Origin of the sequence: Mesorhizobium sp. M7A.F.Ca.MR.362.00.0.0 (assembly GCF_004023175.1) — a bacterium.
Lineage (GTDB): Bacteria > Pseudomonadota > Alphaproteobacteria > Rhizobiales > Rhizobiaceae > Mesorhizobium.
Genome location: NZ_RZTF01000041.1, coordinates 5,599 through 28,213, shown reverse-complemented (window position 1 = coordinate 28,213; position 22,615 = coordinate 5,599). Strand labels below are relative to the sequence as shown.

Here is a 22,615-nt window from a genome sequence, read left to right as displayed (position 1 = left end):
CTCACCTTTCATTTTACGACATCGAAATGCGTCGCTTTTGAATGCGCGCGCGTCGTCCCATAACAAGCGGCCCCACTGCGCTTGCGGCAATGCTCGATAGTTCGAGGAGTGAGAATTCATGGCCGATCTGATCGTCGTCTACTGGCGCGATATCCCCGCCCAGATCATCGTCAAGAAAGGCCGGCAGAACGCCAAGCGCGAACTGCCGCTGCGCTTCACCGAGGCGATCGACATGTGCGCCATGCGCACCGGCGCCGGCGGCACAGACGACTATCTGGCCGAATGGCGCAAAGCCGATCCCATTCCGGTCGGCGACGACCTCGAAGCCGAGGTCGAGAAGGCTTTTCAGGACATCGACACGAAATACGACCGAGAGCGGCTGGTCGCTCTGGTCAAGGCGGGCGGCAAAGAAAATGTCTGACACCATTCCTGCCAAGGAGGGGCCGGCTGTTACCCAGGCAACTCTGGTCAAGAAGGCGGCGCCGAAATCCGACTACAAACCGGCCGACGTGTCGCCGCAGCGGCGCGTACAGCGTTCCTTCGCAGTCAGATTATGGTCTGTGCGGCACTCGCGATTACTCGAATGGTTCTACGCCAAATTCGCCGACATGTTCCTGCTCCTCCATCCCCTGTGGAAGGGCATAGGCTACGGCCGCGTCGAAGGGCCGATCAAATTCGTCGAGAAGCGCGTCAAGGGTTTCATGTTCGACTGCCGCATGTGCGGCCAGTGCATCTTGTCCTCGACCGGCATGTCGTGCCCGATGAACTGCCCCAAGCAGCTGCGCAACGGCCCCTGCGGCGGCGTGCGCGCCAACGGCAATTGCGAGGTCGAGCCTGACATGCCTTGCGTCTGGGTCAAGGCCTGGGAAGGCTCGCAGAACATGGTGCACAGCGACAGGATCCTGACCGTGCAGAAGCCGGTCGACCAGTCGCTGCGCGAAACCTCGGCCTGGCTGCGGGTGACCGCGCAGGCGGCCACCGCGCGCGAAGCCGCCGCTGCCGCCAAGAATGGGGCGGCAAACACCGGGGCGTCGGCATGATCGGACGTCAGCGCGACGAGAACCCCGCCGGCATCGATCTGCCGCTCGAACCCCTGCCCGGCCACACCTCGCGCGGCCGGCTGGAGCGCGTGCTTCGGCGCGGCGAGTTCGCGGTGACGACGGAGCTCAACCCACCCGACAGCGCCGATCCCGAGGACGTCTACAACCGCGCGAAGATTTTCGACGGCTGGGTCGACGCCATCAACGCCGTCGACGCTTCGGGCGCCAATTGCCACATGTCCTCGGTCGGGATCTGTGCGCTTTTGACCCGCATGGGCTATGCGCCGATCATGCAGATCGCCTGCCGCGACAAGAACCGCATCGCCATCCAGGGCGACGTGCTGGGTGGTGCCGCGATGGGCGTCGCCAACATGCTGTGCCTCACCGGCGACGGCGTGCAGGCCGGCGACCAGCCCGGGGCCAAGCCGGTGTTCGACCTCGACTGCATGTCGCTCCTGGAAACCTGCCGCATCATGCGCGACAATGGCAAGTTCCTGTCCGGCCGCAAGCTGACGACGCCGCCGCAGCTTTTCCTCGGAGCTGCGATCAATCCGTTCGCGCCGCCGATCGACTTCCGTCCGCACCGGCTGGGCAAGAAGATCGCCTCCGGCGCGCAATTCGTACAGAGCCAGTATTGCTTCGACGTGCCGATGTTCCGCACCTACATGCAGAAGGTGCGCGACCTCGGCTACACCGAAAAATGCTTCATCCTGGTTGGCGTCGGCCCGCTCGCCTCGGCCAAGACGGCCAAGTGGATCCGCTCCAACGTGCCGGGCATCCATATTCCCGATTCTGTCATCAAGCGGCTGGAAGGCGCCCAGGACCAGAAAAAGGAAGGCAAGCAGCTCTGCATCGACATCATCAACGAGGTGAAGGAAATATCAGGCGTTTCCGGCGTCCATGTGATGGCCTACCGGCAGGAGGAATATGTCGCCCGAGATCGTCGATGAATCGGGCGTGCTGAAGGGCCGCCAGCCATGGAAACGTGAGATCCGCCGCGACGATCAGCTTGTCGCCGACCGGCTCGACAGCATCTTGCACGACGACATTACCGAAACGCAGGTGGACATGGTGAAGACCGCGCATTGACAGCGCGGACGGCCACCCATTCGCTTGAACGAAACCAGACAACGATATAAAGAAATCTTTATATCACGGCGGAGAGAATTCATGACCCGTACCATCGTCGCTTCGGCGACACGAGAAATCATCATCGGCTTCGACCAGCCGTTCTGCGTGATCGGTGAACGCATCAACCCGACCGGCCGCAAGAAGCTGGCCGCCGAGATGATCGCGGGCAATTTCGACACCGTCATCCGGGACGCATTGGAGCAGGCAGCCTGCGGCGCCACCATGCTCGACGTCAACGCAGGCGTTACATCTGTCAACCCGAACGAGACCGAACCCGGCCTTTTGGTGCAGACGCTGGAGATCGTGCAAGGGCTGGTCGACCTGCCGCTGTCGATCGACAGTTCCGTCACCGCCGCGATCGAAGCCGCACTCAAGGTTGCCAAGGGCCGTCCGCTGGTCAACTCCGTCACCGGTGAGGAAGAAAAGCTCGAAGCCATCCTGCCGCTGGTCAAGAAGTACAACGTGCCCGTCGTCGCCATTTCCAACGACGAGACCGGCATTTCAATGGATCCGGATGTGCGTTTCGCCGTCGCCAAGAAGATCGTCGAGCGCTGCGCCGATTTCGGCATTCCGGCGCATGACGTCGTCGTCGACCCGCTGGTGATGCCGATTGGCGCGCTGGGCGATGCCGGCCGCCAGGTCTTCGCGCTGCTGCGCCGCCTGCGTGAAGAGCTCAAGGTCAACACCACCTGTGGCCTGTCCAACATCTCGTTCGGCCTGCCGCATCGCCATGGCATCAACGCTGCCTTCATCCCGATGGTGATCGGCGCCGGTATGACATCAGCGATCATGAACCCGGTGCGTCCGCAGGAAATGGAAGCCGTACGCGGCGCCAATGTGCTGAACGGCACCGACGAGAACTGCACAAACTGGATCCGCACCTACAAGGATTACAAGCCCGCCGAAGGCGGCCAGGCCGTTGCCGCCCCGACGCAAGTCAATGCGCCGGGCGACGGCGCCGGCAATGGCGGCCGCCGCCGTGGCGGCCGTGAAGCCCGGATGGGCCGAGGATAAGCGCGCAATCGTGAACTCACCTGCCAACATCACCGACCCGCTCGTGCTGTTCATGCCGTCCGGCAAGCGCGGGCGTTTTCCTGTCGGCACGCCCGTGCTAGACGCCGCGCGCCAGCTCGGCGTCTATGTCGAAAGCGTCTGCGGCGGACGCGCCACCTGCGGGCGCTGCCAGATCGAAGTGCAGGAAGGCAATTTCGCCAAGCACAAGATCACCTCCTCCAACGACCACATCACGCCCAAGGGCGCCAAGGAAGAGCGCTATGAGCGCGTCCGTGGCCTGCCCGAACGACGCCGCCTCTCCTGCTCGGCGCAGATTCTCGGCGACCTCGTCATCGACGTGCCGCAGGACACGGTCATCAACGCGCAGACCATCCGCAAGGATGCCGACACCAGGGTGATCGCCCGCGATTCAGCGATCCGCATGTGCTATGTCGAGATCGAAGAACCCGACATGCACAAGCCGCTTGGCGATCTCGACCGGCTGAAGATCGCGCTGATGCACGATTGGGGCCTAAAAAGCCTTGATTTCGATTTTTATCTGCTGCCGCAGGTGCAAGGTATCCTGCGCAAGGGCAACTGGACCGCGACCGCCGCCATCTACAAGGATGCCGATTCGGAGACCGCGCGCGTCGTAGCACTTTGGCCCGGCCTCAAGAACGAGGCCTACGGTCTCGCCTGCGACATCGGCTCGACCACCATCGCCATGCATCTGGTGTCGCTGCTGTCGGGCCGCGTCGCCGCCTCCTCCGGCACCTCGAACCCGCAGATCCGCTTCGGCGAGGATCTGATGAGCCGCGTCTCCTATGTGATGATGAATCCTGACGGCCGCGAAGGCATGACGGTCGCCGTGCGTGAGGCAATCTCCGGGCTGGTCGACAAGGTCTGCGCCGAAGGCAATGTCCAGCGCAACGACATCCTGGACAGCGTCTTCGTCGGCAATCCGATCATGCACCATCTGTTCCTCGGCATCGATCCGACCGAGCTTGGCGGCGCGCCCTTTGCGCTGGCCGTTTCGGGCGCTGTGCACATCAAGGCATCCGACATCGGCCTGAAGCTCAACCAGGGCGCCAGGCTCTACATGCTGCCTTGCATCGCCGGCCATGTCGGAGCGGACGCGGCGGCGGTGACGCTGTCGGAAGGCCCGCATCGCCAGGACGAGATGATGCTGATCGTCGATGTCGGTACCAATGCCGAGATCGTACTCGGCAATCGCCAGCGTGTGGTTGCGGCCTCCTCGCCCACAGGCCCTGCCTTCGAGGGTGCCGAAATCTCCGGCGGCCAGCGCGCAGCACCGGGCGCCATCGAGCGTGTGCGCATCGATCCCGATACACTGGAACCAAAATACCGCGTCATCGGCTCTGAGCTGTGGTCCGACGAGCCGGGCTTCCTGGAAAGCGTCCAGGCAACCGGCGTCACCGGCATCTGCGGTTCCGGCATCATCGAAGTGGTGGCGGAGATGTATCTCGCCGGCATCATTTCCGAGGACGGCGTCATCGACGGCGGGCTTTCGGCCCGTTCGCCGCGCGTCACCGCCAACGGCCGCACCTTCTCCTACGTGCTGAAGGAAGGCTCTGCCGCATTGACGGAAGATGGGCCGAAGATCACCATCACCCAGACCGATGTGCGCGCCATTCAGCTTGCCAAGGCAGCGCTTTATGCCGGCACCAAGCTGTTGATGGAAAAGCAGAACACCGAGCATGTCGACCGCATCCATTTCGCCGGCGCCTTCGGCTCCTTCATCGATCCGAAATACGCCATGGTGCTCGGGCTGATCCCGGATTGCGACCTCGACAAGGTCTCGGCCGTCGGCAACGCCGCCGGTGCCGGCGCGCGCATGGCGCTGCTCAATCGCGGCTACCGCCGCGAGATCGAGGACACGGTCAGCAAGATCGAGAAGATCGAGACGGCCCTGGAACCGAAATTCCAGGAGCATTTCGTCTACGCCATGGCGCTGCCCAACAAGGTCGATCCGTTCCCGAAGCTGTCGGCAGCGGTGAAACTGCCGCCGCGCAAGACGGTCAGCGAGGACGGCGTTGCCGGCGACGCCGCTCCGCGACGGCGTTCGCGCGAAGGCCACGCCGCCAGGCGTGGACGGGAATAAGCGGCCGCGCCCAGGTCACGGCCTTTCCAAACTCATTTGCATGCAAATGTTTCCGGATCGCCTGATCCGGAAACCAAAAAGCTGTTTTCGTGAAATTCGCCAGATACATGGCAGGCGCATTCAACCGGCATCGAATGGCAGGCTGGAGATATCTTTCCAGCCGCCGCAACGCTCCAGAGGAGACAACGATGTCAATGCTCGAAAACCTCGGCCGCTATGGCACGGCCATCAAGAATGCTCACGACCGCAGCAAGGCGCGACGCCTGTTGAACAGCCTGCCGCCCGAAATCCAGAAGGATATCGGCTGGCCGGTATCGCCGCGATCCAGCGAAAAGGCCGCACTTATCAACACGATCTGGAGCGCCGCGCGCTGATGACCTTCGCCGACAAATGCAAATTGCTCGGCATGCGTCGGGGATCTCGCATGTCCCCGGCGACCACCAGCAACCGGCTGCGTGCCGCACTTCTACCACGTCGCTGAGCACCGCGGCGCGGATCACACCACCGTGTAGATACGGCGCAAATCTTGACATTTTCGGCCACGGCACGATCTTCGAAGATAGTGGGGGTTCTCTTAGTCGGCTTTGCCGAAGTTCGTGTATTCGCATGCCAAGTTTGAAAAGCCATGTCGTGTCTTTCGTCCTGCGGCACAGCCGCAAGCAGGCATTTGCCAGTCCGGAAAATTTGCAGCGCTGGATCGCGGCCGCGCGCAAGACCGAGAACCACCGCCCGCCCGCCTCGTTGCATCAGCGTCTCGACATCGAGATGCATACGGTCGATGGCTTCCCCGTCTACGAAATCGCACCCAGGACCGGCGAGCAGAAGCGGATTCTCTACTTGCACGGCGGTGCCTATGTCTTTGAAATCACACCCTATCATTGGCACCTGATCGCCGAGATGGCGGATCGGCTGGGCTACGGGATCACGGTGCCGATCTATCCAATCGCTCCCGAACACGATTTCCATGCCATGTTCGGAATGGTTGGCGATGTCTACCGGCAGATGCTCGCCGAGACGGAAGCCGAAGACATCGTCTTCATGGGCGATTCCGCCGGCGGCAATATGGCTGTGGTGCTGACCATGATGGTCGCCGAAGAAGGACTGCCCCTGCCGTCGCGGCATGTGCTCATTTCGCCGGGTCTCGACGTGTCGCTCACCAACCCCGCAGTGTTCGAGGCGGAACGCAACGACCCTTGGCTGGGCATAGCTGGCGGACGGGAGGCGATTCGCCTGTACAGTGCCGGCATCGATCCCAGCGACTGGCACATCAGCCCGGTCTATGGAGATTTGTCCGTGCTGCCAAAAACGCTGCTTTTGACCGGCTCGCGCGATCTTTTGACTCCCGACAATCTGATCTTCGCCGAAAAAGCCCGCGCAGCCGGCGTTGAAATCGATCTTGTCTATGAGGAAGGCATGTTCCACGTCTGGCCGCTGATTGACATGCCGGAAGCCCGGCGCGCCCGCGAGCGCATCGTCGCCTTTCTCGGGGAGAGCCGGATCGTGCACGATACGAGAGTAAGGCCTGAACAGCGCCCCGCCGAAGCGGCGGAGTAGCTTTATACTATCGTCCTTACCAGCCGGTCAGAACTTGCCGGTTTCCCGGAAGACTTCGAAAGTCGCGCGGATGTGGTCGGCAACGGCCTTGACCGGGGCACTGGCATCCGGCGCCACCACCATCGCCAGATTGTAGGTCCCGATGTCGGGCATGCCGTCCTTCGGGCAGAGTTCGACCATGTCATTGCCGAGGAACGACTTCGGCAATGGCGCCACGGCGAGATCGGACATGATCGCGGCGCGCTGGCCGGCCGTGTGCGCGCTCATATAGGCGATGCGGTAATTGCGGCCTTCGCGGCCAAGCGCATCGAGCGCGCCGGCACGCCAGGCGCAGCCCTCTTCCCAAAGCGACACCGGCAAGGGCTCGCGCAGATGCGCTGAGCCGCCCTTGGCACCGGCCCAGACGATCGGCTCGGTGAGCAGCACCTCGGCGCCGAGCGCGCTGGTCTTGTAGGAATTGGTCAACAGCGTGATGTCGAGCGCCCGGTCGTCCATGCGCCGGCGCAGATTGCTGCTCTGGTCTATGGTGACGTCGACGGCGATCGACGGATGCGACTGCGCGAAACGCTTCAGCACATGCGGCAGCACGCGCTCACCGTAATCGTCCGGCGAACCAAGCCGCACCACACCGACAATCTCCGGAATGATGAACTTCGACACCACCTCGCGATTGATCGACAGCAGCCTGCGGGCATAGCCGAGCAGCATCTCGCCGTCCGTCGTCAGCGACACCGAGCGAGCGTCGCGCGCGAACACGGAGCGGCCGAGAATGTCCTCGAGCTTCTTGATCTGCATGGAAACGGCTGACGGCGTGCGGAACACGGCATTGGCGGCGGTGGTGAAGCTGCCGGTCTCGGCAATCGCCACGAACGTGCGCAAAACATCGAGATCGAGCAGCGGCAGCGGATGATTGAGCGGGGCGTTCATGGCAACCGACCTTCAATTTTTCTGATACAAAACATCATTCCATTTCGTTTGATTGAACATGAGATTGGGAGGATAGTCAACTCCATCGAAGCAGTAGCTGCCACAAGCAGCCATGAAACGACCTCGACACAGACCTGCATTCGACACGAAATGACGTTGAAACAAACCCGCAGTAGCCAACTCGCTGTCTGGCACTAGCCAACCTAAAGGAGAAAGAGATGTCTATCCTGTCGTCCCTTGGTCGCATCGCGACCGAATTCAGCGCGGCGCGCGCCCGCTACCAGACTGAACGCGCTATCCGCTCCCTGCCGATCGAACTGCAGAAGGACATCGGCTGGCCTGAAGCTTCCGATACCAAGACCGGTACTCGCAACGGCGTCGGATCCTGGGCTGGAGCAAAGTAGATCGTGTGTGCCATGTGCTGAAGGCCTGCCGCGCAAACCGCCCGGCAGGCCTCCTCTATTTTATTTGCACTCAAATGAATTTTTAGAGCCATGTTTCCAGCGCATGACGCATATGAGAAAGCCGCATAGCAGCTCCTGTTTCCAATTAATGCCTTGTAAATAACCGCAAATTTTGGGCACCTTGCCCAAATCTGTCGCAACCGATGTCGCATTTCATATCAAGCGCTTCGCTTTTGCGATTTAGTTTCTGCTTACACAAGCCTATATCGGCGCCAGCAAACGAGCTGCCCCACTCCATCAAGCGAAGGCGACCCGTCTGAGCAACAAATGGAGATGATTATGAAGCTTTTTGCACGCCTCTTTGCCCGCCGCGAAATGAACCTGACCACCGCTCTCGAGCGTCAGCGTCTCGCCAACACTATGCCCGGCCAGACCGGCGCCATGAATGCGGCGCGCCTCGGCTTCGTCGCCTGAAGATTTTAGGCGCAGCGCATCCCTGCCGCTGCTTTAAAACTGTAACGCCGCCTGGCTCCAGCCAAGGCGGCGTTTTTGTTTTGCGCGCAGGCAGTACGTTGCCCGTCCCTTGAACAGTTCGTGCCACTTCCAGGGCTCGCTGCACGCCGATTGCCCGTTTGCGACCCATGTCGCAAATTTAATCTCGTCGTAGCGGCGTAGCCGATTGACAGACATGGTTTTTCCTGATGTCGCTATGCTATTCGCGACATCCTGTTCGCGCCATGGCTGTGTGAGGTTCCCTTGAACGCCGTAAAGCATCCGATCAAGCGATCGTTTGTATTCTTCCTTATTCCCGATTTCACCATGATCGCTTTTGCGACCGCGCTCGACCCGTTGCGTTCGGCCAATCGCATGCTCGGCTACGAGGCTTATCGCTGGCGCCTCGCCAGCATCGACGGCAAGCCGGTGCGCGCCTCGAACGGGGTCGAATGCGCGGTCAACACGTCGCTCGAGGATGAACGCAAGAAGATGGCAGGTCCCGACCGGCCGAACATGGCCATCGTCTGCAGCGGCATCAATGTCGAGCGCTACCAGAACAAGTCCGCTTTCGCCTGGCTGCGCGAGGAATACAATCGCGGCGTCGCCGTCGGCGGCCTGTGCACCGGCGCGCATATCCTCGCCGCCGCCGGCCTGCTGTCCAACAAGCGCTGCGCCATCCACTGGGAGAACCTGCCGGGCTTTTCCGAAGCGTTCCCGAAGGCCAATGTCTTTGCCGACCTCTTCGAGATCGACCAGAACATCTACACCTGCGCCGGTGGCACCGCCGCACTCGACATGATGCTGAAGCTGATCGGCGACGACTTTGACGAGAACCTCGTCAACCGCGTCTGCGAGCAAGTGCTGACCGACCGCGTGCGCAGCCCCACGGACCGCCAGCGCCTGCCACTACGCGCCCGCCTCGGCGTCCAGAACTCGAAAGTGCTGACCATCATCGAACTGATGGAGGGCAATCTGTCGGAGCCGCTGTCACTGATCGAGATCGCCGACCATGTCGACCTGTCGCGCCGCCAGATCGAACGGCTGTTCCGCACCGAGATGGGGCGCTCCCCTGCCCGCTACTATCTCGAAATCCGGCTCGACCGCGCCCGACATCTGCTGATCCAGTCGTCGATGCCGGTGGTCGAGGTGGCGGTCGCCTGCGGCTTCGTCTCGGCCTCGCATTTCTCCAAATGCTACCGAGAACTCTACGCCCGCTCGCCGCAGCAGGAGCGCGTAGACCGCAAGCAGCTGCTGGCGGCCTGATCCGATATCCCTTAGAGAATTGTCATGACATTGTCTGGCAAAATGTGATATCCTTATGTCGAAAGGTGTCACATGACCACGAGAACGACTCGATCCGAAAAACTGGACTTGCGTCTTACCGTCGAAGCAAAGCGGACGCTCGCGACCGCAGCCGCCGTTGAACGCCGTTCGCTGAGTGATTTTGTCCTTGAAAGTGCACTTGGGCGCGCCGAGGAAACACTGGCGGACCGACACAGCTTCTCCCTCGACGCAGAAAAATGGGCTGCGTTCATCGCGGCGCTGGATGCCCCCACGCGAGATCTTCCGCGCCTGAAGCGCCTGCTGAGTGAACCGAGCATCTTTTCCGGCCGCGATCCAGCGTGAGCCGGTTTCGTATCGAGAAACTGGCTCGCACGCATCTGGTGGATGTGTTCGATTGCGGCGAACTGCCGCTCAATAGGTTTCTCGCCAGGTACGCACTTCAAAACCAGCAAGCAAATGCTTCGCAAACCTATATTGGTCTCTCCGGCGAAGATGTGGTCGGCTTCTATACGCTCGTGGTTGGTGAAGTCGCCTATGATGGTGCGCCCGAGCGGTTGACGAAAGGCCTTGCGCGCCATCCGGTTCCGATAATGCTGCTGGCGCGTCTCGCGGTCAGCCTGAACTGGCAGGGCAAAGGCGTTGGCGGCGGAATGCTGCGCGATGCCATCCTGCGCAGCCTGCAGGCGGCTGACATTGCAGGCATCCGCGCGGTGACCGTACATGCCAAGGATCACAATGCCCGCGCCTTTTACGAGCGTTATGGTTTCATTCAATCCCCAACCGACCCGCTACACCTCTATGTGCTTGTAAAGGATTTACGGAACCTTTGAGGCACACGTAATCGGTCTGCGCTCCGCCGCCTGAACCTCAGTAGTCGTCGCAGGTGCATTCCGCCGAGGAGATACGGTCGTTCCAGTCACTGCCGCCCAAATTGCGGATCCTGCGCGTGATCTCGATCGAGCGGCCGCCCATCCGAGAATCCTCATAGGCCACCAGCGTGCAGCCGCGGGCGAACGATCACCGACGACACACGGTCATTCCAAAACTGGCCGCCACGAAAATTTACGGAATCCTCGGCACCCATGCCGATGGACCGCCCGCGAAAATTCCCGTTCTCGAACATGATGCAGGCAGCCTGGTTGTATTGGGCGCTGGCGACGTCGGCATAAAGCACAGACGCGACTGCGGTCAGGATGGCAAGACGTCTCATCGGTGTTTCCTCGGTTCGGCCGCGCTCCTGGCTGGATCACGCGGCCCGCCCAGTTTGCCACTGCTTCGGTAGCGGAGGCAAGCCTGGAGCGTAAGCCCGAACAGGTAGGCAGCGGGGCAAGAATGGGACCCGGTTCGGCCAAAGATCACGCTCAACGGAGAAGAGCTTTAGCGGCTGTCGAACATCCAACTGCGGTTTCGCCACATTTTCTCACCGACCAGACAGTCGGTGGTGGACCTCTCCTGCGCCAATATCACCGGCGGATGCGCGGCTTCTTCCGCCGCCCATTGCGGCGAGGCCGGACCGGCGAGTTCCAGCACCAGCTTGCGGCGAATGGCTTCGGGAAACTGCGTCCAGTCATTGACCGGGATCATGAAGGCTCCGGGACCACCAATGACGCAGTCGCTGTAGTAGCGATCGAGATTGCTGACGTCGTAGGCGCCGGAAAAACCGCCTCGCGTCATCAGCGGCAGGCCATTGATGACGATGCCTTGCTTGATCAGCCCGTCGCGGGTCAGATTGACCGGCGCACCCTGGTTGTTGGGGCCGTCGCCCGAAATGTCGATGACCCGCTTCGTGCCCCGGTAGCCGCTTTCGGCGAACAGGTCGTTGCCGAACTCCAGCGCTCCGGAGATCGAGGTGCGCCGCGCGCTATTGGGCGGCTGCGCCGACAACTGCGCGACCACGCGCTCGGCGTCGGTGCGGCTGGCGATCACCGTCCACGGCACGATGACGCGCTGCCAGGTGGTGCCGGCCCATTCGACATAGGTAACGGCGATCTTGCCATAAGCCCCATCGGCAATGGCTTGCAGCACATTGTCGTGCGTCAGCGCCGCTGCGTAGCCATGACGCTGGATCTCGAGTTCGTCCGGTGACATCGACAGCGAGACATCGACGGCCAGCACCAGCTCGACATCGACGGGCTCGTCAGCAAGGGACGCCGGCGCCAACCAAAGCGTCAGCGCGAACGCGGCACAGCCCGAAAGCATATGTCTAGCACAGGCAAAAGCAGACATTCCGCAAGGGTAAGCGAAAACCGCCGGCTTAAAAAGAGAAAAGCCCGGCCGATGGCCAGGCTTTTGCCTTTATGCCCTTGCGCCTGCCAGCAATCAGCTGCGCGGCTTCAAATTCTCCGGATCGTAGAGCGGCTTGTAGCCGACGGCGGCGACTTCGACTTGATAGGTCTCGCCGAAATACTCGATCGTGAGCTTGCGGCCTTCCTGGGCGTACGCCCACGGCAAATAGGCAAGACCGATATTCTTGCCGACGGTCGGCCCGTACGCCATCGAGGTGGTGAAGGACCGGCGGCCGAGTTCGTCGACCAGCGTTTCGCCGGTCTTCGGGTCCATCACCGGCATCGTGCCGACCGGATAGCGGGCCACGCCCTTCGCATCGACATTCTCGGTCATCACCAGCGTGCACAGCATGGCCGGCTGGTGCTCGCGGGCGCGATATTCGACATGCTTGGCCTTGCCGCAGAAATCGTTCTCCTTGACCTTCGGACGCGCAAGATCGGCTTCGAGCAGATTGTACTCGGTCAAAAGGTCGGCGTTCTGCAGCCGCAGGCTCTTTTCCATGCGGCGCGTGTTGGCATAGGTCTCAACGCCGAAGGGCATCACGCCGGTCGAGCGCAAGGCGTCCCAGACGGCCAGGCCGTCCTCGTAGCGCATGTGCAGCTCCCAGCCCTGCTCGCCGACATAGGAGATGCGGAAAGCGGTGACATCCTTGCCGCCGATCCGGACCGGCTTGATTGCCGCGAATGGGAAGTTCTCAACAGAGAGCCCGTCCGGATTTTCGACCACCTTCTGCAAGGTCGCCCGGGCGTTCGGCCCCCAGATGCCGATAGTGACGTATTTCTCGGTCACGTCGGTGATAGTGACGTCGAAACCTTTGTCCTGTGCTGTGCGGCGCATGTACTGGAAGTCGCGCGGACCGGCGTCCGCGCCGTCGATCAAACGACAGCGGTCGGCCATGCGGATGACGGTAAAGTCGGCGCGCACCATGCCTTCCTCGTCGAGGAAGTGGGTGTAGATGCCCTTGCCGATGTTGTTGTCGCCGCCGATCTTGGCCGCGCACAGCCATTCCAGCAGCGCGACATGGTCGGGACCTTCGATGTCGTACATGGCGAAATGCGACAGGTTGACGATGCCGCAATCCTCGCTCATGGCGAGATGCTCGGCATTGGAGACGCGCCAGAAATGGCGGTTGTCCCACTCGTTCTCGCGCACCGGCACGCGGTTGCCGTATTTTTCCAGGAGATGCTCGTTGGCGGCATAGCCGTGGGCGCGCTCCCAGCCGCCGAGCTCCATGAAATAACCGCCAAGTTCCTTCTCGCGCTCCCAGAACGGCGAGCGCCTGATATTGCGGGCCTTGGAGAACGGCTCGCGCGGATGCACCGCCGGATTGTAGACCTTCATCGCGGTCTCGGTGCAGCGATCCCAGATGAATTGCTCCTTGGTCTGGTGCGGATAGAACCGTGCATAGTCGATGGCATGGTGATCGATCGCGGTGCGGCCGTCGGTCATCCAGTCGGCGATCAGCTTGCCCATGCCGGGACCGTCCTTGACCCAGATGGCGACGGCATACCAAAGGCCCCGCACCTTCTGGCTTTCGCCCATGGACGGGCCGCCATCAGCCGTCACCTGGAGAAGCCCGTTGAAGGAATGGCTCTCGTTATAGCCGAGTTCGCCGAGGATCGGCGTCAGTTCCATGGCGCGTTCGAGCGGTGCCAGGATCTGCTCCATGTCGAGGTCGCGCTGTGAGGGCGAAAGCCGCGCCTGGTCCTTCTCCAGCAGGTCGCGCGGATGGCAAAGGCGCGGATTGGTCTCTTCGTAGTAACCCCACTCGATCTGCCCGCCCTCGGCGGTCTTTGGATCGCCGGTGTCGCGCATATAGGCCGAGTTGCCCTGGTCGCGCAGCAGCGGCCAGCCGATCTCCTTGCCCGTGCCGGCGAACTCGTTGTAGGGGCCGAAGAAGGTCAGCGGATGGTCGATCGGCATGACCGGCAGGTCCTCGCCGACCATTTCCGCGATCAGCCGGCCCCAGATCCCGGCGCAGACGATGACATAGTCGGCCTCAATGGTGCCGCGGTCCGTCACCACGCCTGATATGCGGCCGTCCTTGACGACAAGCGACCGAGCCGACGTGTTGGCGAAGGATTTGAGCTTGCCGGACGCTTCCGCCTGATCGACCAGCTTGCCGGCGACCGTCTGCGAGCGCGGGATGACCAGACCGGCATCGGGATCCCAAAGGCCACCCTGGACAATCGCTTCTTCGATGAGTGGAAATTTCTCCTTGATCTCGGCCGGTTCGATCAGACGGGCGCGCGTGCCAAACGCCTTTGCGGAGGCGATCTTGCGCTTGATCTCTTCCATGCGGCTGTCATCGCCGACGCGCGCGACCTCAAGGCCGCCGATGCGGGCGTAGTGGCCCATCTTCTCGTAGAAATCGATGGAGTAGAGCGTCGTCCAGCACGACAGGAAATCGTGGCTGGTCGTGTAGCAGAAGTCGGAGGCGTGCGCCGTCGAGCCGATGTCGGTCGGGATGCCCGATTTGTCGATGCCGACAATGTCATCCCAGCCGCGTTCGATCAGGTGATGGGCGATCGATGCGCCGACGATACCGCCCAGGCCGACGATGACGACCTTCGCCTTTTTCGGAAACTCTGCCATTGCCCGCGACTCCAAAGTGATAAAGCGCGCGGACTATAAGGCGGAGCAGCAGCACGATTGAAGCCTGTTTGCGACATTGGCAAAAAGCCGAGCGACCAGACGGCAGAATGCTTCCTGTCGGGCGCCTTGGACGGTTCGCTTTTCGAGGTGGACGCTAACTCAAGCAAACGCCCAGACGTCTTCGGCCTGGAAGCCGACCTGATAACCTGCTGTCTTCAGCTTGACCACCACCTGGCCGATCTCGGCCGCGGGCAGCGCGCCGACCTCGACCTTGATCATGCCGGGACGGTAGCGCTTGAGGTCAAGCTGTTCGAAGACGATCCAATCGGCGCCCTCGCAATCGACGAGAAAGGCGTCGATATGGGTGATGCCATTGCGGTCGAGCAGCGTCTGCAAGGTCTCGGATGGCACCTCGATGTCCCTGAGATGCGGCGCGAACTTGTTGAAGTTGGTGTCGGCCTCGCCCCAGGCATTCTTGCCCGACATCAGATTGGTGTCGGTGACCGACGAGCAGCCGATGAACTCGATCGGCAGCGCGCCGGCCTCGAGCGCGGCGGCATCGAAAGTGTGGACGGTGATCGTGCCCTTTGTCTTCGTCACCGCCACCGGCTCGATGATGAACCGGCTGGTGTCGGGGTAATTGGCGCGCAGTCGTTTCTGATTGTACGGGATCGGCTCGACCAGCATCGCGCGTGCGCCAGCTATGCGGTGCAGCCACGGCGTCACATCGTCGAACAGCGCACCGTCGCAGGCACCGACATTGACCATCTGGAACGGTCGCCCTGCCCCACCAAATCGCGCCTTCAGCGCCGCCCTGGCCAGGAACTTCGTGCCGCGCAGCGACGGCCCGCGATCGAGAACGCCCTTGGGAAGACCAAGCGACAGGGCAACGCGCGCCAGGCTGGATAGCGAACTCATGGCTTGTCTCCAGGAATGATTGGCAAGGGCGCGCGATTCTGGCCACGAGCCGCGGCTGCCCACAGCGCCATGAACGGCGTCGCCAGCAGCAGGAATGGCGGGATCAGATGCGGGAAATAGATGCGCGTGTCGTGGATCGGAAAGACGGTGAACTTCGCCAGCGCGCCGAGCACCAGTGCCGCAAACAGGATGCCGGCGCGGCGGTCGAGGCGGAAGCCGGCGCGGGCGGCGGCAAACCAGCCGGCCAGTGCCAGCACCGACACGCCGACCCAGCTGTTCAGGCTGACGGCGCGCAGCAGCGAGGCGGCAAATGCCCTGAGATAGGCGGTGACCGAGAATGGCGGTTCGAACCCGTCCATATTGTAATGCTGCTCAATGCTGGAGAACCACAAATGCGGCCACCAGCCTGGATGATGAGCCCAGTGCGAAATGGCGAAATAGGCGACGAAGGAAGCGGCGAAGCCGGCCAGCGCGCCCCACGCCTTCTGCCGGAACGCAACCAGCAGCACAGCAAAAACAGCAAGGAAAACAATATTGTCCGGGCGCACCATGAAGGCGAGGAAAAGCAGGAGCGCCGTTGCCGCCTCGTAGCCGCGGACATAGGCATAAAGCCCGCCCAGCAACAGCGCCGACGTGAGCAGATCCGGCGTCGAGGCGCGCGCCGCATCGCCGAAATCGGCCATGATCAGCACCGCGCCGACCGCTGGCGCCAAAGCCAATGCCTTTTCCGAGCGCAGCCACAGCAGCGCGATCACGCCGAATAGCAGCACGGAGAACACTGACACCAGGCGCATCGCCTCGACGGGCGACATCACCGCGCTCATCGTCGACAGGATCTCGGCGTAGAGGAACTTGATCCGGTACATGCCGAGTAGCGAATGGAAGTCGGCGGCATTTTCGGTCATGTGGCTGCGGAAGCCGCCGCCATCGTCGGTCAGCGCCTTGTAATCGCCCGCGGAAACGCCCGCTTTGACAGTGCTATACGCATAATCGTGCAGCGCCTGTGCATCGGGATAGGTGCCTTCCTCCGCTATAGCGAGATAGGGCAGCATGTCCCAGTTGGCGTCGGGCATCACCCAGGCGGTGAACGCTGTAAAAAGAATGTAAAGCGCGAAAGCCGCCGCGCCGATCGGTGCTGCCAGCCGCGCATAAGTCCCCTCGCCCCACGTCAGAACGGGCTCGGTGAGCCGGTCGACTGGGTTTTGTGGAGCGGGCGACTTGGTCAGCATCGTTGTATCCAGCGAGCGCTTAACGGACCTGGCTTTTGACGAAATCCTTCACGATTCCCACGATGCCGCGCGACAGCAGGCTGTCGAAGGCATCGACGAAGCGGTCGACATGCTCGCGCTGGCAGATCAGCGGCGGCTCGAGCCGGATGACGTTGCGGTTGTATTCGGTGAAGGCGACTAACACATCGTAGTCGCGCAGCAGCAGCGCCCCGATGAAGCCCGACAGCGAACCCTTCAGCTTGTCGTCGAGCACGCTGACGATCGGCCGCAGCACCATCGGCAAGGTCTGCGAGAAGTCGTGGAACTCCAGGCCGATCATAAAACCCTTGCCGCGCACCTCCTTGATGATCTTCGGGTACTTTTCCCTGAGCGCCTGCAGGCGCTGCAGCAAATAGTCGCCGGTGACGGCGGCATTGTCGATCAGCCCCTCGTCGTAGAGCACGTTGAGCCCCTCGATCGAGGTGACGCAGGCCTCGCCCATGCCGCCGAAGGTCGCCATGGCATGGATCATCGCCGTTTTCGGCGTGCCATAGGCCTTCATATAAACCTCGCGCCGCGCGATCATCGCGCCGACCGCGGCCTTGCCGGCGCCAAGCGATTTGGCCAGCGCCGTCACATCGGGAATGACGCCGTAATGCTCGAAAGCATAGAAGCGGCCTGACCGGCCATAGCCGCACTGCACTTCGTCGGCGACCCACAACACGCCATACTGGTCGCACAGTGCGCGCAGCTTCTGCCAATATTCGGCCGGCGCCTGAATGATGCCGCCACCGCCCTGGATGGTTTCAAGCACGATGACCCCGACCTCCGGATCGGAGCGGAACAGGCGCTCGACCGCCTCGATGTCGGCAAACGGGATGCGGACCGTGTTTTCGGCCACCTTGAAGTCCGCGCGGTAAAGCTGCCCGTCGGTGATGCCCAGCACGCCTTTGGTCTTGCCGTGGAAGGAATTCTCGGCATAGACGATCTTCGGCCGCTTCGGACCGGCCGCGCGCTCGGCGAGCTTCACCGCCGCTTCCATCGCTTCCGAACCGGACGAGCCCAAAAATACCATGTCGAGATCGCCGGGCGAGCATTTGGCGATGTTGTGCGCAAGCGCTGCCGCATATTGCGACATGAAGGCGATGGCGATTTCCTGGCGCTTCTCCTCCTGGAATTTCTTGCGTGCTTCCAGAATGCGCGGATGATTGTGGCCGAAGGCCAGTGAACCGAAGCCGCCGAAGAAGTCGAGGATCTTGCGGCCGTTCTGGTCGATGTAGAACATGCCTTCGGCACGCTCGATCTTGATCTTGTGGAAGCCGAGCAGCTTCATGAAGTGCAGCTGGCCGGGGTTGAGATGCGCCTTGAACAGGTCGGTCATGCGGGCAACGTCCATCGCCTTGGCCTGCTCGACGCTGATCAAATCGGGCTTGGCGATGGTGGCGGGCGACAGCGACGGCGCGCTGACCATGGTGCGCAAATTGGTCTGTTCGGGCTTGGCCATGACGGTCATTTCAATCTCCTGTCTGCACGCACGACCAGGATCGAGCGCAACGAAAGCTGTTTTGCGAGCCGCTATTCGGCGGGCACATGTTTGGTGGCGACGGCGTGACCGGCTTTCTTGGCGCGGTACTCGCTGTAGGCGGCGATCAGCATGTCCTCGTCGCGATATTGCGGCACCCAGCCGAGCTGACGCCCGGCCTTGGACACGTCGAGCACGCAGTCCTCGTCGGCGATCAGATACTGTTCCGGGTCCATGATCGGCATGTTCAAGAGGTCGAGCAGGTCCAGCGTGCGCTTGACCGCCCAGCCCGGTGTCGGGATCAGGATCGATTTCGAGCCGGCATGCCGGATCAAATCGCCGAGCAATTTCTTGACCGGCGGCGGGTTGAGCGAACCCAGATTATAGGCCTCATTAGGCACACCGGCCTTCCAGGCCGCGCGCGCGGCCTCGGCGCAGTCGAACACCGAGATGAACTGATAAGGATTCCTGCCCGAACCGATCATCGGCACGGGAAGGTTCCAGTCGATCAGCTTGAACAGTTTCTCCAGAATGCCGAGCCGGCCGGGGCCGATGATCAGGCGCGGGCGAAACAGCGAGATCGACATGCCGCGCTTGCGCCATTCGGCCGCCAACTCCTCTGTCTTTTGCTTCGACCAGCCATATTCGCCCAGCGGCGCCACCGGGTGCTCCTCGGTCATCGGCTGCGTGACAGTGTGGCCGTAGATCATGTCGGTCGTGTAGTGGACGAGTTTTGACGCACCGGCTCCGTCCATGGCCTGCATGATGTGCTCGGTGCCGTGGAAATTCACCGGGAAAAAGAAATCGTGCCGCTTGGCGCGCACCTGGATCGGCGACAGCATCTTGGCCGACAGATTATAGACCATGTCGTCGGCCTTCAGCCCAACCGCCGCGACCGATGCCGGATCAGTGACGTCGCACTGGATAAAGCGGACAGTGCGGTAATGCGGCAGGTCGCTCTTGACGATATCGGCGACGACGACCTCTTCACCATCGGCCACAAGTTTCGGGGCGAGATGGCGGCCGACGAAACCGTCGCCGCCGAAAATCACATGTCTCATCGAACGATCTCGTTTGCGTGAATCTTGTCGGGCGTGATGGAAGCGGTCTGGTCCTCATGCCCTCGACCACCCAAATCTCGGCCACTTTGGGCGATCAGCACCGTGCCGACGCAGATGAAGGCGATGCCGGCGATGCGCCAGCCATTGAGGTCCTCGCGGAAGACGAAATAAGCGAAGATGGCGACGGCAACATAGGCGAGGCTGAGGAACGGATAGGCGAAGGAGAGCTCGACCTTGGACAGCACATAGAGATGCGATGCCATCGAGATGACGAAGGTACACAGGCCAAGGAACACCCAGGGGCTGAAAACGATCTGCAGCAACTTGACGAGCGGATTGACGCCCTCGAACGAGATCGGCCCGAGCGACATCATGCCTTGCTTCAGCATCAGCTGCGCGGCGGCATTAGTCATGACTGTAAAGAGAATGAAGACGATGTATTTCATGTGTTCCAAGCCACCCCTTCGCGCTTCCTACTACAAACCCGCAAACATTTGGTGAAGTCCCAACGATATTTTGAGTAAATCGCGTTATTAAGCATCAATTAACCAGTAGTTATTCGAGTTTTATCTATTCGGCCGCCTCGACCGAGCCTCGTCGCGCATCTAACCTCTTCGCGGTGCGCGCCCAGAAGTCAGACATGAAGGCGTGGTCGCGGAGCGCTTCCAGCCGCTGCCATTCGGGAAAGGACGAGGCGAATATCTCGGCGGCCATGCGGGCGTCCTTATATGGATTGACCGCGCCGCCGGCCTCGACCGTGATGCGGTCGAGTTCCCGCAGCAATGTCAGTGTCGCGGCACCCCTGTTGGGGAAATCCAGTGTCAGCGTGTAGCCGGAACGCGGAAACGACAGCAGCGCCGGCGAGCGGATGGAGCCAAAGCGTTTCAGCACCGTGAGGAACGAGCCCTGCCCGGCTTGCCTTGCAGCCGCCAGCAATGCCGGCACGGCCTCGCGCGCCGTCTCTTCCGGCACCACGCTCTGGTGCTGGAAAAGCCCTTTCGGCCCATAAAGCCGGTTCCAGTCGCGCACGCCGTCGAGCGGGAAGAAGAAGCCCTGATATCCGGCCTGGCGCGGCACGGTTGCCCGGCTCTTCCTCCACCTGTAGGCAGCGCTGAAGGCGGTCAGGAACGGCCGGTTGAGCACATTGAACGGCGGCTGGACCGGCACCGAGAAATTGCCGCCGACGCGCGAGGCGGCATGCGAGCCGTGCTCGGCGTGATTGCCCGACAACAGCAGGCCGCGACCGCTGTTGCGGCCGCCGGCCAATTGGTCGATCCAGGCGACCGCATATTCATTGGCCTGATCGGCCGCCTCGGCCAGGCCGAAGAATTCGCAGAGATCGCGAAACGGGGTCGCCTTTTCGACGATGTCGAGCGAATGCACCCGCATCAGCCGGATCGAGGCCGACAGGATGAGGCCGGTCAGCCCCATGCCGCCGATCGTTGCCGCAAACAGCCGCGCATTGTCCGATGCCGAGCAGCGGTGGGTCTTTCCGTCGGACCTGAGCAGCGTGAAGCTCTCGACATGGCAGCCGAATGTCCCGCGCCGATGATGGTTCTTGCCATGCACGTCGTTTGCGATGGCGCCACCCAGCGTGACGAATTGGGTGCCGGGCACAACCGCCGGGAAGAAGCCGTGTGGGGCAGCGTGGGCGATGATGTCGGACAACAGCACGCCGGCATCCGCCTCGAGAACACCGGTTTCGGCGTTGAAGGCACGAATCCGGTTCAGCGAGCGCATGTCGACGACCGCGCCGGCCGCGTTCTGGCAGGAATCGCCGTAGGAGCGGCCATTGCCATAGGCAAGCAGTGACGCTGGCTTGGCCTGACCGCCCTTCAGCAGCGAGATAGCCTCGTCGGCACCGATGGCGCGCGGCGCCGGCGGCGTAGCAAGGCCAAAGCTCGGGAACCGCTCAGTGGCCATGCCTACCAGCCCCCGATGACCAGCATCACTGCACCGATCAGCACAACGATCTGGCTGCGCCAGTCGCGGATGATGAAGACGACCGGATCGTCATGCATCTCGTTGCGGCGCGCCAGGATCCAGACGCGCATGGTGAGATAAAGCACGATCGGTGCCAGCGGCCAGATCAGCCACGGATGCGGATAAAGCTCGCGCACCGCGACACTGTCCATGTAGAGCGCCAGCACCAGCGCCGAGGAGAAGGCCGAGGCCATTCCGGCCTGGGCGACGATCTCCTGGTCTTCGGTGCGATAGCCGCGGCCGGCAATGCGCTCGCCAGGCGGAATGGCGGTGGTGCGCAGTTCGACGAAGCGCTTCACCAGCGCCAGCGACAGGAAGAAGAAGATAGAGAAGGCCAGCAGCCAGAACGAGACGTCGACGCCGGTCGCCGCCGCACCGGCCAGGACGCGGATCGTGTAGAGGCCGGCGAGTGTCAGCACATCGACCAGCAGCATGCGCTTGAACGACAGCGAATAGGCCGTCGTGACGACCATATAGCCGCCGAGCACAGCCATGAATTCGGGCGACAGGAACAGCCCGGTGCCGATGCCGATCGCCAGAAGCACCGCGATTGCGCCAAGTCCGAACGGGATCGACAGCGCACCGCTGGCGAACGGCCTGTTGCGCTTGGTGAGGTGTTTGCGATCGAGCGCGAGGTCGAAGAAATCGTTGAGGATATAGATGGCCGATGCCACCGCACTGAACGAGACGAATGCCAGCAGGCATTGCCAGATCATGTCGGTGTTGAAATATTCATGCGAGAGCACCATCGGCACTGCGATCAGCGAATTCTTCAGCCACTGATGGACACGCAGCATCTTGACGATGGTCCGCAAAGTCGGCTTCGGCGCCGGCATCGTCTCGGCGCCATGCGCTGCCTGCCAGCGCGCGGCATGGCGGTCGGGCGCGACGACGATCGCGTTGCGCGCTGCATCGAAGACCTGGAGATCGTGACGGCTGTTGCCGGCATAGTCGAAACCGCCATCGCCATAGGCTGCGATCAGCGAAGCGCGCTTCCTGCCCGAGGTGAGATTGGCGAGACCATCGGTGGCCAGCACCTGGTCGAAAATGCCGAGATGGGCCGCGATGGCGTCGGCGAACTTGCGCGGCGTA

Annotated in this window: 22 protein-coding genes and 1 pseudogene; 12 read left to right on the top strand and 11 right to left on the bottom strand. The window is 62.0% G+C overall.

Annotated features, from left to right (window positions below; genetic code table 11):
- Positions 1–118 precede the first annotated feature (118 nt).
- The 7 genes and pseudogenes from EOC06_RS08615 to EOC06_RS08585 all read left to right on the top strand — a co-directional run bounded on the left by EOC06_RS08615 (position 119) and on the right by EOC06_RS08585 (position 6,840).
- The gene (locus tag EOC06_RS08615; RefSeq protein ID WP_127258521.1) at positions 119–421 is read left to right on the top strand and encodes a virulence factor; all 303 of its coding nucleotides are present in this window, start codon (positions 119–121) and stop codon (positions 419–421) included.
- Positions 414–1,040, top strand: coding sequence for a methylenetetrahydrofolate reductase C-terminal domain-containing protein (locus tag EOC06_RS08610; RefSeq protein ID WP_128307509.1), 627 nt, complete (start codon positions 414–416; stop codon positions 1,038–1,040). The genes EOC06_RS08615 and EOC06_RS08610 overlap by 8 nt, the downstream gene beginning before the upstream one ends.
- Positions 1,037–2,129: pseudogene (locus EOC06_RS08605) on the top strand (methylenetetrahydrofolate reductase). The gene EOC06_RS08610 and the pseudogene EOC06_RS08605 overlap by 4 nt, the downstream one beginning before the upstream one ends.
- An 81-nt stretch (positions 2,130–2,210) precedes the next feature.
- Entirely contained in the window at positions 2,211–3,185 is a 975-nt protein-coding gene (locus EOC06_RS08600) for a methyltetrahydrofolate cobalamin methyltransferase (protein ID WP_127271735.1), read from the top strand.
- On the top strand, positions 3,136–5,286 hold the full coding sequence (locus EOC06_RS08595; RefSeq protein ID WP_128307508.1) for an ASKHA domain-containing protein: 2,151 nt from the start codon (positions 3,136–3,138) through the stop codon (positions 5,284–5,286). The genes EOC06_RS08600 and EOC06_RS08595 overlap by 50 nt, the downstream gene beginning before the upstream one ends.
- Positions 5,287–5,474: 188 nt before the next feature.
- Positions 5,475–5,660, top strand: coding sequence for a hypothetical protein (locus EOC06_RS08590; protein WP_127271300.1), 186 nt, complete (start codon positions 5,475–5,477; stop codon positions 5,658–5,660).
- A 232-nt stretch (positions 5,661–5,892) separates the two neighbouring features.
- Positions 5,893–6,840 carry an alpha/beta hydrolase gene (locus EOC06_RS08585; RefSeq protein ID WP_128307510.1) on the top strand — a complete coding sequence of 316 codons (948 nt, stop codon included), beginning with the start codon at positions 5,893–5,895 and terminating at the stop codon, positions 6,838–6,840.
- Between the two features lie 27 nt (positions 6,841–6,867).
- Here the strand turns inward: EOC06_RS08585 and EOC06_RS08580 are convergent, their stop codons facing one another.
- On the bottom strand, positions 6,868–7,767 hold the full coding sequence (locus EOC06_RS08580) for a LysR substrate-binding domain-containing protein (protein WP_127411553.1): 900 nt from the start codon (positions 7,765–7,767) through the stop codon (positions 6,868–6,870).
- A gap of 218 nt (positions 7,768–7,985) precedes the next feature.
- Between EOC06_RS08580 and EOC06_RS08575 the strand changes: the two genes are divergently transcribed.
- From EOC06_RS08575 to EOC06_RS08550, 5 genes are all read left to right on the top strand, one after another.
- Positions 7,986–8,171 carry a hypothetical protein gene (locus tag EOC06_RS08575; RefSeq protein WP_032930657.1) on the top strand — a complete coding sequence of 62 codons (186 nt, stop codon included), beginning with the start codon at positions 7,986–7,988 and terminating at the stop codon, positions 8,169–8,171.
- A gap of 339 nt (positions 8,172–8,510) precedes the next feature.
- Complete coding sequence (locus EOC06_RS44785; protein ID WP_013531161.1) at positions 8,511–8,645, top strand: hypothetical protein; 135 nt, start codon at positions 8,511–8,513, stop codon at positions 8,643–8,645.
- 345 nt (positions 8,646–8,990) lie between these two features.
- Entirely contained in the window at positions 8,991–9,929 is a 939-nt protein-coding gene (locus EOC06_RS08560) for a GlxA family transcriptional regulator (protein ID WP_348625597.1), read from the top strand.
- 72 nt (positions 9,930–10,001) lie between these two features.
- On the top strand, positions 10,002–10,292 hold the full coding sequence (locus tag EOC06_RS08555; protein WP_127317915.1) for a DUF1778 domain-containing protein: 291 nt from the start codon (positions 10,002–10,004) through the stop codon (positions 10,290–10,292).
- Positions 10,289–10,780 carry a GNAT family N-acetyltransferase gene (locus tag EOC06_RS08550; RefSeq protein WP_127317913.1) on the top strand — a complete coding sequence of 164 codons (492 nt, stop codon included), beginning with the start codon at positions 10,289–10,291 and terminating at the stop codon, positions 10,778–10,780. The genes EOC06_RS08555 and EOC06_RS08550 overlap by 4 nt, the downstream gene beginning before the upstream one ends.
- Positions 10,781–10,932: 152 nt before the next feature.
- On the opposite strand, the gene EOC06_RS08545 is transcribed toward EOC06_RS08550, so the two are convergent.
- The 10 genes from EOC06_RS08545 to EOC06_RS08500 all read right to left on the bottom strand — a co-directional run.
- Positions 10,933–11,160, bottom strand: a complete 228-nt coding sequence (locus EOC06_RS08545; protein ID WP_245469406.1) for a hypothetical protein — start codon at positions 11,158–11,160, stop codon at positions 10,933–10,935.
- Between the two features lie 167 nt (positions 11,161–11,327).
- The gene (locus EOC06_RS08540) at positions 11,328–12,176 is read right to left on the bottom strand and encodes a DUF1194 domain-containing protein (protein WP_128307507.1); all 849 of its coding nucleotides are present in this window, start codon (positions 12,174–12,176) and stop codon (positions 11,328–11,330) included.
- Between the two features lie 93 nt (positions 12,177–12,269).
- Entirely contained in the window at positions 12,270–14,831 is a 2,562-nt protein-coding gene (locus EOC06_RS08535) for an FAD-dependent oxidoreductase (RefSeq protein ID WP_128307506.1), read from the bottom strand.
- 159 nt (positions 14,832–14,990) lie between these two features.
- Complete coding sequence (locus tag EOC06_RS08530) at positions 14,991–15,749, bottom strand: FkbM family methyltransferase (RefSeq protein ID WP_128307505.1); 759 nt, start codon at positions 15,747–15,749, stop codon at positions 14,991–14,993.
- Entirely contained in the window at positions 15,746–16,978 is a 1,233-nt protein-coding gene (locus EOC06_RS08525; protein ID WP_128307504.1) for a glycosyltransferase 87 family protein, read from the bottom strand. The genes EOC06_RS08530 and EOC06_RS08525 overlap by 4 nt, the downstream gene beginning before the upstream one ends.
- Positions 16,979–16,997: 19 nt before the next feature.
- Positions 16,998–18,428 carry an aspartate aminotransferase family protein gene (locus tag EOC06_RS08520; protein WP_236383382.1) on the bottom strand — a complete coding sequence of 477 codons (1,431 nt, stop codon included), beginning with the start codon at positions 18,426–18,428 and terminating at the stop codon, positions 16,998–17,000.
- A 104-nt stretch (positions 18,429–18,532) separates the two neighbouring features.
- A complete protein-coding gene (locus EOC06_RS08515; RefSeq protein ID WP_128307503.1) occupies positions 18,533–19,540 on the bottom strand; it encodes an NAD(P)-dependent oxidoreductase in 1,008 nt (335 codons plus the stop codon).
- Entirely contained in the window at positions 19,537–19,986 is a 450-nt protein-coding gene (locus EOC06_RS08510; protein WP_127330325.1) for an EamA family transporter, read from the bottom strand. Before EOC06_RS08510 ends, EOC06_RS08515 begins: the two co-directional genes overlap by 4 nt.
- 124 nt (positions 19,987–20,110) lie before the next feature.
- Positions 20,111–21,463: an FAD-binding oxidoreductase gene (locus EOC06_RS08505; RefSeq protein ID WP_128307502.1), complete on the bottom strand. Its 1,353-nt coding sequence runs from the start codon at positions 21,461–21,463 to the stop codon at positions 20,111–20,113.
- 2 nt (positions 21,464–21,465) lie between these two features.
- Positions 21,466–22,615 (bottom strand): UbiA family prenyltransferase (locus EOC06_RS08500; RefSeq protein WP_245469404.1); only part of this gene is annotated, 1,150 nt, incomplete at its 5' end.